Genomic DNA, 476 nt, shown 5'->3' on the forward strand with positions numbered 1-476 from the left:
CAAAATAACTGGGAAAATCTATCTACATATTTTGACTTTCCTCAAGATATAAGAAAAATAATATATACTACCAACGCTCTGGAAGGTTTCAACAGGCAGCTTAGGAAATTCACCAAAGTAAGAACAGTATTTCCTACAGATGAATCTCTTCTGAAGGCACTATACCTGGCAACAGAGCAAATAATGCTAAAATGGACATCACCTTATCCAAACTGGGGTAATACACTTGCTCAATTAACTATAATGTTTAAAGAGAGAATAGAACCATTTATATAAAATTATTGCCTGTACTATTTTGTATAAAAATGAATAATAATAGTATTATTGCAAACAATACTATTATTAGAAAGTTACAACATTCCATTATTAGTTATTCCCTAAAAAATAAAAATTACTACAGGAGCTTAATCCCATAGTAATTTCCAAATGGATTTTACTCTATCTATTCTATTTTACACAAATCTATGAACGTTCCC

1 protein-coding gene is annotated in these 476 nt (G+C 29.6%); it reads left to right on the plus strand.

All coding sequences use genetic code 11. The annotated features are described in order from the left end of the window. Nucleotides 1-276, plus strand: a 276-nt coding sequence (locus tag AB8S09_RS15820) for a transposase (RefSeq protein WP_369869565.1), incomplete at its 5' end; no start/stop codon positions are given. Between the last annotated feature and the right edge of the window lie 200 nt (nt 277-476).

It is taken from the genome of Clostridium lapidicellarium (assembly GCF_041224415.1).
Classification (GTDB): domain Bacteria; phylum Bacillota; class Clostridia; order Clostridiales; family Clostridiaceae; genus Clostridium_B; species Clostridium_B lapidicellarium.